Consider the following 17,840-nt stretch of genomic DNA (forward strand, 5'->3'; position numbering starts at 1 on the left):
TCTCTTGGCGTCCTACTCATATGAGTCACTTAACTAAAGGCTTTATAGCCAAGCCCTGCCTTGAATATTCACCAGACACTCTAAAATACTTAACGTATCAATGAGGCTTACATCCCACTCCACATCGAATGCGGCATAACAGGATTAAGCCCATTCACCCTTACGAAATACAGGAACTCTTACACCATCTTGGGTAATGCCATCTATATCAATTTCGCCAGAACCAATCATCCAGTCAATATGAATGACACTTTTATTACCACCACGTGCTGCAATCTCTTCTGACGTCAATGATGCCCCATCTAAAAAGCATTTGGAATAACATTGCCCTAAAGCAATATGACATGCAGCATTTTCATCAAATAAGGTATTATAAAAAAGGAGGTCACTCTTAGAAATTGGTGAAGAATGGGGCACAAGAGCAACTTCGCCCAATCGGCTTGCACCCTCATCACTTTGCAAAACCTGTTGCAAAACTTCCTGACCCGTTGATGCACGAGACTCGACAATACGCCCTGCTTCAAAACGTACTTCAATATTATCAACCAGTGTTCCTTGATAGGAAAGTGGCTTTGTTGAGCGAACAAAACCTTCAACCTTATGAGCATGAGGAGTCGTGAAAACTTCTTCTGTCGGAATATTCGGATTGCAAATAACACCATTTTGAGCAACGGATGCACCACCATGCCATTCATGATCATCTGCCAAACCAACAGTTAAATCAGTCCCCGGCCCTGTAAAGTGTAAGGCAGAGAAACGCTGCTCATTAAGCCAAGATGATCGTTTCTTTAAATTCTCGTTATGGACAACCCACGCGCGTACCGGATCTTCTTCTGTAACACGTGAAGCAGAAAAAATTGCATCAGCTAATTTTTTAATCGCCTCATTCAGTGGTAAAGAAGGAAACATTGCCTCGGCCCATCCTGCTGTTGGATAAGCAACAATTGACCAATTTATAGAAAAATTCGATATTTTTTTGAGAGCAGGCTGGTAAGCTAGTGAAGTCGCCTTATTCAAACGCGCAACCTTATCAAAATCTTGATTGGAAAGAAGCAAAGGATTATCACCAACAATTGCTAAACGCGCTGCCCCATTTTCAAAAGCCTTTGCCATTCCCTCATAAAGCCAAGAAGGGGCACAATCAAAACTAGCTGTATGGGCATTTTCAAAACGTGTAAGCGATAACATATCATCACTAAAAATTGGTATAATGACACCAGCACCAACCTTATAAGCATGGTATGCAATACGCCGAACAAAAGGTAATGCTGAAACTGGAGAAGTCAAAACAAGATCCTGCCCCTCTTGTAAATTCAACCCCACTTTTACTGTAATTTCTGCAAGACGATTAAGCATTTCAGGCGAAATTGTCTCATGAATATCAAAGTACATTACCAATACCCTTCTTTAAATAAAATGCGTTCTTTACGTCGTCATATTATAAATTGTTTTTTAGATCCTTTGAGTTTACTTTCTCTACGTATATTGATGCGTGTCATTATCGCTAAAGGATCACTTAATTCATAAACCGCAATGGGTGTATAACCCTTCTTTGGTCGTGAAAAATTTACCAATTTCTGTGTCGTTTTTCTAACATTGCAACAATTGCATTTAACTGATCTGATGAAGGCAAAGCCATAATCGTTTTATTTTCCTCTTTCCTAGCTAGATGTTGAGGTGCATAGGCAGGAATAGGAACTTTATCAAGCTGTACCATAGCAAAATGCGCAGGATGTGCCGTTTTGGACTGTGCTACTTCTATCGAAGGAGATGCACTTCTCTCTACCTTTACTCCCCTACTTTCTGTGCCTTCATCTATAAAGCTTGGCGCATGACCAGAACGTTCTTGAGCAAAAGCATAAGCAACATCATAAGGGCGATTATTTGTAGGAACTTGAAGTTCCCCATCACGTGATCGTTTTTCATAAAAAGCATTTCCCCCTGCAACCTGAACATAATGCATGTTTTTATACGGAAAAGACAAACCAGCGGTATGAAAAAACTTAGCGTGTTTAACTTTCTTATCTCGTTCACCCCGTAAAACAGCATCAGCCGCCTCTCTTACACGAGCAACAGATGCTTTCTCCGTCATAGGACGCGTTAAAACACCAGGAGCAAACTGCTTATATTGACCAACAACACCACAAATCGTCTTAGGATAGGCGGTTGAATTAACACGATTCATAACAACCGTCCCAACGGCAATCATTCCTTCACGGCTTGTGCGATTTGATTCAAAATACATCGCTCGCATAAGACATTGACGCTCTGTCAATGGATACGTAACTGTTTTTGTCTTATTATTATTTACTTTTCCAGCATCTAAACGATTTGAAGCACACCCCACAACAACTAACGGCGCTACACAACAGGTAACAAAAACATTCCAACGATTTTTTTTCATCTTATGCAACACATTCCTATAATCTCTGAGCTATTCAAATTTTGAAATGAGCTTTAAATGTATCTCTTAATAAAGTACATAGCCGATTGTTACCACTCAGTAAAATTTTAATACAAGAGGTAATAAAAAAATATCTATGCAAAATAAAAAATAAAAAACTCTTAATTTACAGATTAATATTGTTATTCTTCATGGTCCAATATAGGCTATAATAACCCACACGTTTCAATTACAATAAAGCAACACTATCCACTTCTTCTACATCCGAAAAAATTTGGATACCAAAACTTTTTGCATCGATATTGAAAAAAATAATACAGATATCCCTTTTAATATAAAAACATAAAATTTTAACAAAATGATCTGGAAGAAAATTCCCCTAGAAAACTCCCCTCCGGCCATAATACGAGTGATGATATCATCCAATATATAAATATGTCAAACCAAGAGTTAGCAATCTGCCATGCTTCTCTGAAAAAACTCTTTGTTGCTTCTTTGTACTTTTCCATAATATGGCTATCTTATTCTTTCTATAGCCGCACTGTAAGAAAATACTCATAGTATCTAAAAACTTATTTTATACATATAAGAAAAATTTTAATCTATTTTCTTCTCACCTACCCCAACTTTATAAGTAAGGTCATCGCGAGGACGATCAGAAGACATATGGTAACCCGTTATGATATAATGCAGCATTTCAGCAATATTCGTAACATGATCACCAATTCGTTCAATATTCTTTAAACAAAACAGCAAGTGTGTACAAACCGTAATATTGCGCATATCTTCCATCATATATGTCAAAAGTTCACGAAAAAGAGAAGTATACAAAGCATCAATCTTCTCATCACGCTCACGCACAGCGTCAATACGCTCTAATAGGCGACTCGTATAAGCATTTAAGACTTCTTTTAATTGATTGAGTGCTAAAGCTGTAATTGTTTCAAGCCCATGATAAACAGAAGCAGATTGACGTATTTCTGAAAGTGCAACTGTCCTTTTAGCAATGTTTTTAGCCATATCCCCAATCCGCTCAAGATCAGAAGAAATACGAATGGCTCCAATAATTTCACGCAAATCAACAGCCATCGGTTGGCGTTTGCAAATAATAGCAACCGCTTTTTCATCAATGTCACGTTCTGCTTCATCTAGAAACACATCATCGGCAATCACTGTCGTTGCAAGTTGAAGATCACTACACACAACCGATGCGACAGAACGTTCAATCATCCTTTCTGCATGGCTCCCCATTTCTGTAATCCTTGCTTTTAAATATTTTAGTTCTGCATCATAAGAACGGACAGTATGGTTCATAGACATATCTTACACTCCTCAATTCACCTATCCAAAACGCCCCGTAATATAATCTTGCGTCCGTTGCTCTTTTGGTGAGGTAAAGATCATTTCAGTCGCACCAACTTCTACCAAATGCCCTAAATGAAACATAGCCGTATATTGAGAAACACGTGCAGCCTGTTGCATGGAATGCGTTACGATAACAATTGTATAATTTTGCCGTAATGCATCGATAAGCTCTTCAATCCGTGCCGTCGCGATGGGATCAAGAGCTGAACAGGGCTCATCCATCAAAATAACTTCAGGACTAACCGCAATAGCACGTGCAATACACAAACGCTGTTGTTGTCCCCCTGATAAACTTGTTCCAAGATCATGAAGACGGTCTTTTACTTCTTCAAATAAACCTGCCTGCCTCAAACTCTTTTCAACTATATCATGCAATTCAGAGCGCGTTTTAACTAAACCATGAATGCGTGGACCATACGCAACATTTTCAAATATAGATTTTGGAAAAGGACTAGGCTTTTGAAAAACCATTCCAACACGAGCGCGCAATTCTACAACATCAATCCTCTGGTCATAAATATTTTCCCCATCTAAAGTAATAAGACCGGTTGTTTTAGCGCCTTCAATCGTATCATTCATACGGTTAAAACAACGCAAAAAAGTCGACTTTCCGCATCCTGATGGACCAATCAAAGCTGTTACTTGATGTTCAGGAATATCAAGTGTAATACCGTGGAGTGCTTCTTTGTCTCCATAAGAAACCTTCACATCCTGACCTCGCATTTTAATCTTCATTACAAAAATTCACCTTACAAAAATCTTATCAAAACTGTTATTTTATTAAAATTACTGGCGGCGTTCAAATCGTCGACGTAAAAAAACCGCAGAAATATTCATGATTGCAAGAAAAATCATTAATACAATAATAGCACCTGACGTCTTTTCAACAAAAGCGCGCTCTGCTTCACCCGCCCACATAAAAATTTGAACAGGCAAAGCCGTTGCTGGATCCATGGGGGTTGTAGGAATATTAACAACAAAAGCAACCATTCCAATCAGAAGCAAAGGCGCTGTTTCACCCAAAGCCTGTGCGACTCCAATAATTGTGCCTGTCAAAATACCAGGCGCAGCTAAAGGAACAACATGATGAAAAATCATTTGTGTTTTTGATGCTCCCAGTCCTAAAGCTGCTGCACGAATAGAGAGAGGAACTGCACGCAGAGCAGAACGTGTTGCAATAATAATCGTGGGAAGAGTCATGAGCGCTAAAACAAGACCACCAACAAAAGAGGCTGAACGTGGTAATCCTAAAAAATTAACAAAAAACGAGAGTCCTAAAAGACCAAACACAATTGAAGGAACAGCTGCAAGATTATTGATATTAACCTCTATAAAATCTGTAAATTTATTTTTGCGTGCATATTCTTCCAAATAAAGAGCCGTTGCTATGCCTATCGGAAGTGAAACTAATAAAACGATGCCTATCATATAAAGAGAACCAATAATCGCAACACCTAATCCCGCAGTCTCAGGACGACTTGAAGCGCCAAATGTAAAAAAACCAATATTAAATGTTTTATAAAGCGTACCATCATGCGCTAAACGCTTTATCCATTCTACTTGTCGATTAGAAACTTTACGGTTTTTTTCTGCTACACGCAGATCAATCTGTCCCTTATAAGCAGAATCAATATCCGCAGATGCCAAAACCTTAACTTTTTGCATTGTGCCAATCAGTTTTGGATTCTTTGTTACCATTTCACGCAGCTGAACGCGGACACCATTTGAAAACATACGGTTAACTTCTCGAAGAGAGGCGCGGTCATTTTGATCTATATTAAGTTTCTTTGCTAAAGCATTGCGTACAAGAAGTGGATAATTCGCCGTCATGAGCACTCGCGGTTTTGTTTTATGTTGACCACTTGGATCAATGATCTTTTCATCCAAATAAATCAATAATGTCATTTCACTTTGAAAAAAAGCTGTATAACCCTGACTAATGATAGACCATAAAAGCGTAAATAAAAAAAACAAACCAATAAAAATAGCAATCAAACCATAGGCACGAAAACGACGTTCAGCCCAATACCGACGCTTGAGGCTAATATTGCAACGAGGGAAAAAATCTTCATTCATTCATATTGTTCCCGATATTTACGCACAATATAAAGAGCCAGAATATTCATCAAAAGTGTCATAACAAAGAGCGTCATCCCTAAGGCAAAAGCCACCAGAGTTTGTGGAGAATTAAACTCAAAATCACCGGTCAATTGATTAACAATCTTAACAGTCATCGTAGTCATTGCTTCGAAAGGATTGAGTGTTAAGTTTGCTGCAACACCTGCCGCCAAAACCACAATCATTGTTTCTCCAATTGCACGCGATGCCGTTAACAAAATGGCCCCCATAATCCCTGGAAGCGCTGCTGGTATAACAACTTTTTTAATTGTTTCAGATTGCGTTGCGCCTAAACCATAAGAACCTTCACGTAAAATGCGTGGAACAGCCGTAATAACATCATCCGATAAAGAGGAAACAAAAGGTATCAACATAATTCCCATCACAACTCCAGCGGTCAAAACACTTTGTGCCATAATAAACCCAACCCCATCTGAGAGAGAAACAGAGAGATCACGTAAAAATGGTCCTACAACCTTCAAAGCAAAAAAACCATAAACAATGGTTGGAATGCCAGCAAGAACTTCTAATAATGGTTTTACAATTGCTCGCAATCGCGCAGAAGCATACTCAGCCATATAAAGAGCTGAAAATAGCCCTATAGGTACAGCAAAAAGCATGGCGACAAATGCAATATAAAGCGTACCAGCAAGAAGCGGTATTAAACCAAATTGTCCTACTTCATCGCTTGAGCCGCTCGCGGAAAAACGCGGATCCCAAACTGTTCCTAAAAAGAAATTTGAAAATGATACAGACTGAAAAAAGCTTACTGTCTGAAAAAGCATAGAAAGCGCAATGGCTATTGTTGTCAAGACTGCAACAATAGATGCACAAATTAATCCAATAATAATAAAAGATTCAACCTTATTGCGCGCACGCTGATGAGGCGCAATTTGCACCATTCCACAGATAAAACCCAAAGACGCAATAACAAAAAGGAAACCATAGCCTATAAACTTAAGCTTTTCAGAAAAGAATACCCACGACTGTGCTATTTTGAACACATCATCCGATGCTTCACTAGGTAAAATCAATCCCTTCGCGAATAACTGTGCCTGCACTTCCGTATAGGAAGCGGTAGAAAGATTCCCTTCAAAGCGATGAATCATTTTGACGAGACTTCGAAGTGTCTCCCAAAGTAGATCATGATTTACAGACTTTGTTACATGCGCACTATACGTCCCAAGCTCTCGAGAGGCATTATATTCTAAATAAATTGTACTCCCAGCATCCCAAACAATTAAAAAAATAAAAGCTGGAATAACAGTAATCAAAAATGTCCACCAGCCATAATAATACGCACGAGAATGCATCTTATGTTGTTTGTATTCAAGAATGCGTGCTCGCATATAAGAAATACAAAAGCCACAAAATCCAAAAATCAATAATAGAAAAATAATGAAGGAAATGCGCATTTTATCTTTCAGTTTTTATAAAAAATAGCACCTAAATTTCCTATCCCAGAAATCCAACCAATTATTCCCTGCAAATTATTTCAATGTCATTACTCTACCAGTAGAAAAATCAGAACGCTGTGCTTGACGCTCCTTTTCAGGAGAAACAATCAAACCATATTCAGCCAAAGGACCATCTGGACCAATCATTTGATCAGAAAGAAAAAAGTCAACATACTCTCGCAAACCTGAAACAATATCTAAATGTGCTTTCTTAATATAGAAAAAAAGCGGTCGAGAAACTGGATATTGTCCACTAGAAATCGTCTCAACTGTTGGCGCAAAACCGTTAATATCGGCAACCTTTAGCCTATCAGCATTATTTTGATAAAAAGACAAACCAAAAATACCAACCCCTGTTTTATTAGAAGTTAGACGCGCAAATGTTTCAGAATAATCACCATCAATATCAACCGCTTTTCCATCCTTACGTACCGCAATACAAGCAGTGTGTATCTCCTTATCATCCATTCCTAAAGACTTCATCACCTCAACTGCCCCACTCTCTTTACACCCCTCAGTAAGTAATTTTTCCTCAAAAACTTCACGCGTCCCATGCTTCTCTCCAGGAATATACGCTGCTATCGTCCAATCAGGAAGAGCACTATTAACTGCACTCCATTTCAAAACATTATTCGGTTGCAACTTTCCATCTATAATAATTCGAGCAGCAAGAGCTTTATAAACATCTACTGGCTTTAATTTCCAATCAGGACCTTTAATATCTGTTGCAAAAACAATACCATCATACCCAATACGTATTTCCTCAACATCTTTTACACCAGCATCAACACAAGACTGTAATTCACTCGGTTTCATGGCTCGCGAAGCATTAACAATATCAACGGTGTTCTCCCCAATACCACGGCAGAATTCCTTAATACCAGCTCCTGTTCCACCCGATTCGATAACAGGAACCTTAAAATGGGGATAAATTTCTCCAAATGTCTCAGCAACAATCTTTTGATAAGGTAAAACTGTAGATGAACCAGTAATCTGTATTTGATCGCGCGCATTGCCTCCATTTGCTGACAGCAGTAGCGCAAAAATCAATCCCACTCCAATTGACAATACCCTGCTCATCTATAAACTCCCTAAAAATTGAGGACAAAGCCTCTTAATTTATATCATACGGTCATTCTAGTTCACATTTGCAACATAACAAATATAAAAAACAACATGGATCATTTTTTTAAAACCATGTTTTTGTCCTCTGTCAAATAAATTAATTTGAACGCCTGCACTCTATAACATCCCAAAACAAATGAGCAACATCTGTACCGCAGAAGCGTTTAATTTCACGAATTCCTGTAGGAGACGTCACATTAATTTCTGTTATATAATCTCCGATCACATCAATCCCCACAAAAAGAAGACCACGTTCCTTTAAGGCTGGAGCAATGCGTTCACAAATCTCATAATCACGTTTTGTTAACTCAACATTTTCCGCGCGACCTCCAACATGCATATTAGAGCGCACATCTGTTTTTGTCGGAATTCGATTAATAGCTCCAACGGGTGTACCATCAAGCAAAACAATCCTTTTATCTCCTTTTCGTACTGCCTCTAAATAGCGCTGAACAATAAAAGGTTCATGATAAATTTCTGCAAACATTTCCAACAATGATGCTAAATTGCGATCATCTTGTTTTAAATAAAAAACACCAGCACCCCCATTTCCATAAAGTGGTTTAACAATAATATCGCCAAATGTCTCTCTAAAAGCTGTTATTTCTTCAATATCTTTGGTAATTAATGTTTCTGGCATCAGATCAGAAAATTCAGTAACAAAAATTTTTTCTGGACTGTTGCGTACCCATGCTGGATCATTCACAATGAGTGTTTTAGGATGAATACGTTCTAACAAATGAGTCGTCGTGATATAATTGAGATCAAAAGGTGGATCTTGGCGTAAAAGAACCACATCCATATCTGTTAATTCCGTGCGAACAGGCTTTTCTAATTGATAGTAGTTTTCCTCTTTATCATGCACAATCAATGGCTCTAGTCGTGCAATCACACAACCATCGCACAGAGATAAACGATCTGGTGTATAATGGAAGAGAGAATGTCCACGTTCTTGTGCTGCTAAAGCGAGTGCAAATGTCGTATCTCCTTGAATCCGAACTGTTGAAATATGATCCATCTGAATAGCAATTTTCATAAATAAATCCTCCCTATCCTAAAAGCAGACTGGTCTATGCACCATAAACTTAGTAAACAATAAAAGAACTATGACAAGAGAAAATTTATGACACAAGAAACAGATACAAAATTAAACAACAAAGAAATCGAACGCTATGCACGCCACATCATTTTGCCTGAGATTGGTGGTGCAGGGCAACAAAAGCTAAAAAAAGCACGTGTTCTTGTTGTGGGCGCTGGTGGTCTTGGTGCTCCTGTCTTAACCTATTTGGCTGCCGCAGGTGTTGGAACCCTTGGAATTGTCGATAACGACATCGTTTCACTTTCCAATTTACAACGCCAAGTTATTCATAAAACAAATGCAATAAACAAAAGAAAAACAGACAGTGCTGAAACCACTATAAAAGCAATAAATCCCCATGTTGTAGTTGAAAAACACACCCTACGCTTAGATAAAAGTAATGTGGATAAACTGCTCAATGCTTACCACATCATTGTTGATGGAAGTGATAATTTTACGACACGCTATCTTCTTGCTGATCACGCTGCCCAATGCAAAAAACCTTTAATAAGTGGTGCTGTAGAACGTTTTAATGGCTCATTAACCGTCCTTATGCCGTATAAAGACAATAATCCTCACTATCGCGATTTATTTCCCACGCCTCCGGCTCACGGAACTATCCCAACATGCGCTGAAACTGGAATCATCGGTGTTTTACCTGGCGTTATTGGGACCCTACAAGCAATGGAAGTTATTAAAATGATCACAAATATTGGTGAACCCTTAGTGGGAAAAATTCTTCTCTACAATGGATTATTAGCGCAATTTAATATTATTACTTATAAACGCTCAAATTATAAGGAAAATGCCATAGTTATTAAGAAGCTTGGGGAATCATGATTATGTCTCCTCCCGCATTAATTTTTAGCACTCTCGCAATATGTATTGAAATACTGATGTTTTATCGTAAGTCATCGAAACACTGTAACCAATGGAAACTATTAAATTTATCACAAATATGGAAGACCTTTTGTGAAAACATAATTCTCTATAATAGCTTATCAGCATAATTTCATGTCATCGTCTATAAATGAACAAAGACTCGTGCAAACTTAGCTGCCATCAGTATTTTTGTGTAAAAAATTTTCGAAGTAGATAAAAATATAATCAGCAGAACTCTATTTTACTATTTACACATAAAAATTGCTTCACATGAAAGTGCTTACTTCAAACCATAACCTGTAAATAAATAATCTAAATCATAGTTTAGTTATCGATACTATAAAAGATCAATGATCTGTCCCTACACCTCTAACCTCAAGAGAAAACGTCTATTCATCAAGCATCATAGAACGCAGCTTAGGATTATTGCACGTATAAGAATAATCAATTGTCTCTGTCCATCAGAAAAATACATGGGTATTGATGTGTACAGAAAGATTAAGATAAACCTCATGGAGAACTTTAATTACATAATTATTGCATTCAGAAGAAGAAAGCTGCGGCTCATGAATTTATAATCCTTCAGCAATAATTTCACAGACAAGCATATGTAGAAAAAGTGAAGAAAACGAATCTTGAAAATCAATCTGCAGATGACAGCGTAAAGAGTGCATTTTTATAAAAGATCTCTTTAAAACAAGCGAGTAAATATGTAACATTAAATGTGTTCTGTTTTGAATGAGGGACGTTCCCCCTAACAAAACATCGATAAGAGCTCTTTTGATAAAACCGTGAAACTAAAATTACAAAAAATCAGACTTCTTTCTAAAATTAACATCTATGATATAAGTTAATTTGGCTCGTTCGCTTTATTATTATCCATTGGTAAAGGAACAGGATGATCGGATAAACTGCGTAAATAAAGCAAAAGATCGGCACGATCTTGATCATTTTTAATTCCACGAAAAGACATAATAGTCCCAGGAAAAGCTTCACGTGGAGAATGTAAATAACGATCCAAAGTGATAAAATCCCATTTTTGATCAGAATGAGAACGCAATGCCCGTGAATAAGCAAAACCTGCTGCTGATGCCAAAGGGCGATTAACAATCTCCCAGAGAACTGGACCAACACGCCCTGCTTCATTGCGTCCAGAAGTATGGCATATGGCACATTGGCGAAAAAGTTTACGGCCATTTTCAAAATTGCCTTGTCGAAGACGGCTATTTAGTGATAGAGAAACATCAGGTGCTTTTTGTTTTTCTTGAAATGTATCATTCTTGGCAACTGTATGATAATATTGGACTGATGTAGGATGATCGTAAACTATATTGCTGAGTGTAGAAATCCCCACAATAATGACCAGCACGCATAAACAAGCACAAATAAAATAAATAAATCTCGGGCGATTCATAAAAACTCAAATGTTCACGGTTTCATTACCATTTTTAGTTTAAGCTTTTTCTTTATAACACACAACATCATAAATGCATCACAGATGACATTTGGAATCTTACAATGGCTCTTGAACCAATTATTCTTATTCCTGCTCGTATAGGCTCAACCCGTCTTCCTCAAAAAGCTCTCGCTGAAATTAGCGGAAAGCCGATGATTGTACATGTCGCAGAACAAGCCAAAAAAGCTGCAATAGGGCGTACGATCGTTGCAACAGATCATAATGATATTGCTAAAGCTGTTGCAGATTATGGGCATGAATGTATCATAACACAAGGTGATCATAAGTCTGGATCTGATCGTATTTATGAAGCTTTAATGCGTATTGATCCTGAACAACGTTACAATACCATTTTAAATATACAAGGTGACTTACCAACAATAATGCCTCGTGAAATCATTCATGCGCTACGCCCTTTAGAAAATAGCTTTACTGATATTGCAACCTTGGGTGCTCGAATCATTGAAGAAAATGAAAAAAGAGATCCCAATGTCGTCAAAATCATTGGTACACCTCTTTCTCAAAATCGCCTTCGTGCTCTTTATTTTACGCGCACCACAGCACCTTATGGAGATGGTCCTCTTTATCATCATATTGGAATATACGCTTATCGGCGCGAAGCACTTGAGAAATTTATATCATTCAAACCCTCTACACTCGAGCAACGCGAAAAACTTGAACAATTACGTGCATTAGAACATAATATGCGCATCGATGTGGAGATAGTTGATACAATTCCCTTAGGCGTAGACACACAACGTGATCTCGATAAAGTGCGCGAGATTTTAGCATGAAAATACTTAAAAAAAACAATAAAATTTCTTTCCAAGGAGAATACGGCGCTAATTCCCATATTGCTTGCTCCAATATGTTCCCCAATATGGATGCTGTTCCCTCTGCTACTTTTGAAGATGCCCTTAATTTAGTGGAAAGTGGGAAAGCTGATCTTGCTATGATCCCTATTGAAAATACTCTTGCGGGACGCGTTGCAGACATTCATCATCTTTTACCGCAATCATCTCTTTATATTATTGATGAATATTTTTTACCTATCCATTTTCAATTAATGGTTTTGCCCGGCGTTACATATGACGAAATTAAAACCGTCCACAGCCATACGCATGCCCTTGCACAATGCCGAAAAATCATACGAAACAACGGTTGGAAACCTGTTGTTTCTGCTGACACCGCTGGAGCTGCAAAATTTATTAAAAAAAATGCTAAACGTTCACAGGCTGCCTTAGCTCCTCTGATCGCAGCAGAACTCTATGGACTTGATATTCTTGAAAGGGATGTTGAAGATACCCCTCATAATATTACCCGTTTTGTCATCCTTTCACGCTCCAAACGACATGTTCCCAAGCCTAAAAATGGCGAAAAAATCATCACCAGTCTTCTTTTTCGAGTGCGCAATGTCCCGGCTGCTCTCTATAAAGCTATGGGAGGATTTGCAACGAATGGTATCAATATGACAAAATTAGAAAGCTATCAAATTGGTGGAAATTTCAATGCAACACAATTCTTTGTTGATATTGAAGGACATCCTGAAGATCCGATGATGAAACTTGCCTTAGAAGAATTATCTTTCTTTTCTGCAGAACTGCGTATTATCGGTACTTATCCGGCACAAAACGATCGAACATCGTATATATAAAAGCAATTAAGCTGCCATCATTTTTTGCTGATATCAAAGAGCATCGTAAAAATTTCATGATGCAACACATCTCGGAAGAGCTTGTTTTTTCTACTCAACACCCTTCATAAACACTGAAGAAGAAAATTTAGCTCTCAAAACAATTCAAATTATTATACATAATAGAGCATTCAAATCTCTTAGACTGATATCATTCTGAACATGGTTTAAAGCTAGAAAATGCAACTTAGCCCTGCTTTTAGCATTAAGTTTGAACTTTCATTTTTATAAAAACTGATTTATGATTCATCTCACTTTAGAAAAAAGGAAAGGATAATGAAAAAAATCTTCGCGCAAGGATTATTAGCCGCAAATATTCTCGCCTACTCTAGTGTTGCATTTGCTGGCTTTGGTGAGAAAAAATGGAATTTTGCGCTGGATGAAAGTGTTGTGATCACCCCATCCGATATTGTCCATCAAGGAGTTGAATACTCTTGTAGTATCTTTAAACCGAATAAAGTATCCTTCACTTTATCGTACTCTACCCCTTCTGATCTAAACAAATTGAGAATTGTTGTTGATGATGAAAAGAAAATAACCCATGATAAAGAAAAGAAGATCTTTACACTAAAAAATATAAAATCTCTTCATATAAGTTTTCCTTCGTCAGGATATTATATTTTTAAAAATATTACGAAGAAAAAAGTTGTTGGAACAAATTGTGATACAGGAGATTATGATTAATAATATTTCTATAACATCTAAATTTGAGTAAAGTTCTTCTTTTTTTCAGGTATTTTTTTCAAAATACGGCATGATAAGCTGTTAAAACTAATCGCTGAAGAGGTATTTTTATACTAATATGGAAAAACCTTAAGCTGCTCAGAACATTAGATATTGAAGAACTTTTGCAAAAACTAAAAGACTAAACTTAAATTGTTCTGTATTTTCTACTATCAGAGCTATTTTTTTTAATAAGAATATGACTTCTATCTTCGTAGCTGCTTCATTTTAAGTGCTATGAAGCACATCTTACCCAAATCACTTAGATAAACAGAAAAGCGAAATTTGCTCTATAGATGCATTCCTCGCTGCATTTTAAATCATACTCATTCAGCTTTTTGTAAAAATTCATCCCGCTTTTCCCTCCTTGTTAAAGAATATAATTATTTGAAACTATAAAATGTCGCTTATATCGAATAAGAATCATTTTTATGCTTATAAAACCAGTACCCCCTATTTCTATAGCATTGAATGTTGCATCTTCTCTTGTATGAGCACAGTCACTTAAAAATATATGAAATTTTTTCTCAAATGATGAAAATTCATATAGTGATCCATCTTGTGATGAACATCAATGTTTTTTAATTAAAAGAACAAGCACGCAAAAAAGAGCAATAACATCTACTCAGTATTTATATTCGTATATGTTAAAAGAAAAAATATTACGTATTTGATATTTTCATTCACTATAGAAATCAGGTGGTGGTCTTATAAGATATTGACTTATCATTATAATACTTTGATTTTTTTATACTGAATTACAACCACGAATAAAGTAAGATCCTCCCATCTTAAATCTTCATATTGAATCAATTAAAATCGTTTCCTTAAAAGTTACAAATGGGACTGGTGTGTGAGAGGAGCAACACCATTAAAGCAATATTTGCTAATTATTTAAATAGCACTCTTCCCCCTAACTTTCGAATGTTAGCCAATTACATGATCTATCTACTTTATTTGCTTCTTTGACTGTTGTAAATTTTTGATGATTCAATTTCGTCGTTTTAGAACAAACGTATCTATCCTAAAACTCTTACATGTTTCAGCGAATGAGAATAATTATACATTCAGATTATCTTAAGCGCAAAATATTTTCATACCAAATAAATATGAAGAGCTACTGCTATGAAAACCGATAAATCCATAATCTCTTTGTTGTTTATATGTCAATAAATTAAACGCAAAGGAAAATTCTTCGTCGTTCTTAGGATATTTTTCGTTTCTGAGCTTGATTTTTCATTCCAAATCGACAATATGAACTTGGGAGGTTGGTGGTGGACGAACAGCTCGCCAACTGGGTCAGGTCTGGAAAGAAGCAGCCCCAACGAGTTCTGGTACGGGTCATCGTGCCAACCTCCTATTTTGCTGAAGAAATTATTTTTTATGCTGTCTTTTAGCGAGGTACTTTTAATCTTCAGAGCGGCATTTGTATGCAGCAAATAAGGGGGTTTTGTTATTTTTTAACAAATTGTCCCATAAATAATTTGATTAAGAAAAAATCCTTTTATATGAGACTACAGTATTGATCTATGCTTTTGTATTATCAAAATGTACGCATAAAGAACTTCGAAGTTGGAAATATTCATGGAAAATATACCGGTAGAAACAGCCTATCGTGTTCTTGCTCGTAAATATCGACCCCAAAACTTCTCTGACCTTATTGGTCAGGAAGCTATGGTGCGTACTCTCACCAACGCCTTTGAAAAAGGTCGTATTGCACAAGCGTGGATGTTAACAGGGATTCGTGGCGTAGGTAAAACCACAACAGCACGTATTTTGGCACGTGCGCTTAATTATAAAACAAAAGATATTGACCAACCGACAACCGTATTGGACTCTCTTGGTGAACATTGCACACAAATTATCGAAGGACGCCATATTGATGTTATAGAAATGGATGCTGCTTCTCATACGGGCATTGATGATATTCGTGAAATTATTGAACAAATACGCTATCGTCCTGTTTCTGCACGTTATAAGGTTTATATTATCGATGAAGTACATATGCTCTCAACACAAGCCTTTAATGGTTTATTGAAAACTCTTGAAGAACCACCGTCCCATGTGAAATTTATTTTTGCCACAACAGAAATTCGCAAAGTTCCTATTACAATCCTTTCGCGTTGCCAACGTTTTGATTTGCGGCGTATTGAATCAAAAGCTTTGAGTGCACATTTGCGCCAAATTGCGAAATATGAAAAGGTAGAAGTAGAAGATCAAGCACTCTCTATGATTGCCCGTGCTGCAGAAGGATCTGCACGTGATGCATTATCCATTTTTGATCAAGCGATTGCCCATAGCAATGGCAATGTTAATGCCATTGCGGTGCGTACAATGTTAGGATTAGCGGATCAAGCACGTATTATTGATCTTTTTGAATTTATCATGAAAGGCGATGTTGTTAATGCATTACATGAATTACGCAGTCAATATGAGGCAGGTGCTGATCCTCTTACTATATTGACAGAACTAGCCGACTTTAATCATTTGGTCACACGTTTACGTTTTACACCAGAAATAGTGGAAGATTTCTCACTGACTGAAGAACAACGTTTAAGAAGTTTAGACTTTTCAAAAAAACTTTCCGTTCCTATTTTATCCCGAAACTGGCAAATGTTACTCAAAGGTTTACAGGAAGTTAATCAAACTGCACGTCCGCTTCAAGCCGCTGAAATGCTTTTAATTCGTCTTGCTCACACGGCTGACTTACCAACTCTTGATGAAGCTTTAAAAAAGCTTACGCAAGAAAAAACACCTCTCACACTGGTTAAAAACTCTTCTCATCAAGAATCTACAAATGCAAATAATATAACAAAAGAAACAATGGTCGAAGCCCATGTTTCCTCGAGCGTTTCAAATACATTACCAGATCAATCAGATTTAAAAACATCCTTGAAAAACCAATTAGATCATTCCTTACAACCGGAAAATTTAGTTAAAAATCAAAACCCTGACAAAATCAACGCCCAAGAAGTAACAGAAACTCTTGAAAATTCTCAATCTATTGATCTTTCTGAAAAGAGTGCAAATTTATCGCATTCTGTCACGCAAACAATAGAAAAGATTACTCAACCTAAAACTCTAGTGATTAATTCTTTGCACGATATTGTTCAATTAGCCGAACAGCATAATGATGCTCCTTTCAAACTCCTTATTAAAGAATTTGTTCATCCTGTTTCTTTTGAAGCTGGGCATATTACCTTAAGACTTTCTGAAAATACCCCACAATTTCTTGCTCATGATATAGAAAAAAAAATATCTCAATGGACTGAAAAACGCTGGACAATAATTTTTGTTAATGAAGGAGGTGGACCAACCTTACAGGAGGAAAGTATAGCGATTCAAAAGACTCTTTTTTCCAATGCAGAAACAGATCCTGATATCGCGAAAATCCTCAACCATTTCCCAGAAGCAAAAATTGTCGATATTCGACTCAATAAAGAAGAAAATGATCTTGATTTACTTCCCAATACCTTTAAAAATGCTGATATTTTTAAAAATAAAAATGATATCAATGATGAATAAGGATACCTATTCCT

Annotated in this window: 14 protein-coding genes and 1 other RNA gene; 6 read left to right on the forward strand and 9 right to left on the reverse strand. The window is 36.9% G+C overall.

Going from position 1 to position 17,840, the window contains the following annotated elements; all coding sequences use genetic code 11:
* Nucleotides 1–144: 144 nt before the first annotated feature.
* The 8 genes from ACFIKR_RS03785 to gshB all read right to left on the reverse strand — a co-directional run bounded on the left by ACFIKR_RS03785 (nt 145) and on the right by gshB (nt 9,505).
* A complete protein-coding gene (locus ACFIKR_RS03785; protein ID WP_375658896.1) occupies nt 145–1,392 on the reverse strand; it encodes an aminopeptidase in 1,248 nt (415 codons plus the stop codon).
* A 175-nt stretch (nt 1,393–1,567) separates the two neighbouring features.
* A complete protein-coding gene (locus tag ACFIKR_RS03790; RefSeq protein WP_375658897.1) occupies nt 1,568–2,404 on the reverse strand; it encodes a cell wall hydrolase in 837 nt (278 codons plus the stop codon).
* Nucleotides 2,405–3,001: 597 nt separating this feature from the next.
* On the reverse strand, nt 3,002–3,724 hold the full coding sequence (phoU, locus tag ACFIKR_RS03795) for a phosphate signaling complex protein PhoU (protein WP_375658898.1): 723 nt from the start codon (nt 3,722–3,724) through the stop codon (nt 3,002–3,004).
* 21 nt (nt 3,725–3,745) lie between these two features.
* Nucleotides 3,746–4,504: a phosphate ABC transporter ATP-binding protein PstB gene (gene pstB, locus ACFIKR_RS03800; protein WP_273787813.1), complete on the reverse strand. Its 759-nt coding sequence runs from the start codon at nt 4,502–4,504 to the stop codon at nt 3,746–3,748.
* A 51-nt stretch (nt 4,505–4,555) separates the two neighbouring features.
* Nucleotides 4,556–5,845 (reverse strand): phosphate ABC transporter permease PstA, encoded by a 1,290-nt coding sequence (gene pstA / locus ACFIKR_RS03805; RefSeq protein WP_375658899.1) that lies wholly within the window; start codon nt 5,843–5,845, stop codon nt 4,556–4,558.
* Nucleotides 5,842–7,302 (reverse strand): phosphate ABC transporter permease subunit PstC, encoded by a 1,461-nt coding sequence (pstC, locus tag ACFIKR_RS03810; protein ID WP_375658900.1) that lies wholly within the window; start codon nt 7,300–7,302, stop codon nt 5,842–5,844. The genes pstA and pstC overlap by 4 nt, the downstream gene beginning before the upstream one ends.
* A gap of 75 nt (nt 7,303–7,377) precedes the next feature.
* Nucleotides 7,378–8,424 (reverse strand): PstS family phosphate ABC transporter substrate-binding protein, encoded by a 1,047-nt coding sequence (locus ACFIKR_RS03815; RefSeq protein WP_375635972.1) that lies wholly within the window; start codon nt 8,422–8,424, stop codon nt 7,378–7,380.
* Between the two features lie 142 nt (nt 8,425–8,566).
* Nucleotides 8,567–9,505: a glutathione synthase gene (gshB, locus tag ACFIKR_RS03820; RefSeq protein WP_375658901.1), complete on the reverse strand. Its 939-nt coding sequence runs from the start codon at nt 9,503–9,505 to the stop codon at nt 8,567–8,569.
* A gap of 87 nt (nt 9,506–9,592) precedes the next feature.
* Between gshB and ACFIKR_RS03825 the strand changes: the two genes are divergently transcribed.
* Nucleotides 9,593–10,387, forward strand: coding sequence for a molybdopterin-synthase adenylyltransferase MoeB (locus ACFIKR_RS03825; RefSeq protein WP_012754649.1), 795 nt, complete (start codon nt 9,593–9,595; stop codon nt 10,385–10,387).
* A gap of 892 nt (nt 10,388–11,279) precedes the next feature.
* Here the strand turns inward: ACFIKR_RS03825 and ACFIKR_RS03830 are convergent.
* A complete protein-coding gene (locus tag ACFIKR_RS03830; protein ID WP_026500211.1) occupies nt 11,280–11,843 on the reverse strand; it encodes a cytochrome c family protein in 564 nt (187 codons plus the stop codon).
* A 104-nt stretch (nt 11,844–11,947) separates the two neighbouring features.
* Here ACFIKR_RS03830 and ACFIKR_RS03835 point away from each other — a divergent pair, with 104 nt between their 5' ends.
* From ACFIKR_RS03835 to ACFIKR_RS03855, 5 genes are all read left to right on the forward strand, one after another.
* Nucleotides 11,948–12,679, forward strand: a complete 732-nt coding sequence (locus tag ACFIKR_RS03835; RefSeq protein WP_375658902.1) for a 3-deoxy-manno-octulosonate cytidylyltransferase — start codon at nt 11,948–11,950, stop codon at nt 12,677–12,679.
* Complete coding sequence (locus ACFIKR_RS03840) at nt 12,676–13,539, forward strand: prephenate dehydratase (RefSeq protein WP_375652640.1); 864 nt, start codon at nt 12,676–12,678, stop codon at nt 13,537–13,539. Before ACFIKR_RS03835 ends, ACFIKR_RS03840 begins: the two co-directional genes overlap by 4 nt.
* 315 nt (nt 13,540–13,854) lie before the next feature.
* A complete protein-coding gene (locus ACFIKR_RS03845; RefSeq protein WP_375658903.1) occupies nt 13,855–14,262 on the forward strand; it encodes a hypothetical protein in 408 nt (135 codons plus the stop codon).
* A gap of 1,302 nt (nt 14,263–15,564) precedes the next feature.
* Nucleotides 15,565–15,662: signal recognition particle sRNA small type (gene ffs / locus ACFIKR_RS03850), an RNA gene on the forward strand.
* A gap of 223 nt (nt 15,663–15,885) precedes the next feature.
* Entirely contained in the window at nt 15,886–17,826 is a 1,941-nt protein-coding gene (locus tag ACFIKR_RS03855; RefSeq protein WP_375658904.1) for a DNA polymerase III subunit gamma/tau, read from the forward strand.
* Nucleotides 17,827–17,840 lie beyond the last annotated feature (14 nt).

Origin of the sequence: Bartonella sp. MR30HLJHH (genome assembly GCF_042194195.1) — a bacterium.
Lineage (GTDB): Bacteria > Pseudomonadota > Alphaproteobacteria > Rhizobiales > Rhizobiaceae > Bartonella > Bartonella grahamii.